The sequence below is a fragment of the Pseudomonas khorasanensis genome (assembly GCF_014268505.2).
In the GTDB taxonomy this organism is placed as follows: Bacteria; Pseudomonadota; Gammaproteobacteria; order Pseudomonadales; family Pseudomonadaceae; genus Aquipseudomonas; species Aquipseudomonas khorasanensis.
The window spans coordinates 1-420 of record NZ_JABWQP020000052.1 but is presented as its reverse complement, the minus strand read 5'-3'; the positions used below and the strand labels follow the sequence as shown (position 1 = coordinate 420).

Here is a 420-nt window from a genome sequence, read left to right as displayed (position 1 = left end):
GCGGATCAGGTCATGACCTTCATCGGCCGCTTCGATCACGGTATCGCCTACGCCGTTGATGTAATAGGTGTCGTCACCGGCCCCGCCAATCAGGGTGTCGGTACCGCCCAGGCCATCGAGGACGTTGTTGCCGGCATTGCCAGTCAGGGTGTTGCTCAAGGCGTTGCCGCCGAAGTTGAGGTTGGCGGTGCCCAGCAGCACGCCGTCTTCGACGTTGGCCGAGAGGGTGTAGCTGACGGAGGAGCGGATGACGTCGCGGCCTTCGCCGGCTGCTTCGATCACGGTGTCGCTGCGGGTGTCGACAATATAGACATCATCGCCTGCACCACCGATCAGGGTGTCGATGCCGGCACCACCGTCCAGGGTGTTATTGCCGGCGTTCCCGCTCAACGTGTTGTTTTGCGCGTTACCGGTCAGGCT

1 protein-coding gene is annotated in these 420 nt (G+C 62.4%); it reads right to left on the bottom strand.

Features of this window, described 5'->3' with window-relative positions:
* On the bottom strand, positions 1 to 420 hold a 420-nt coding region (locus tag HU727_RS25545), incomplete at both ends, for a calcium-binding protein (RefSeq protein WP_217847161.1).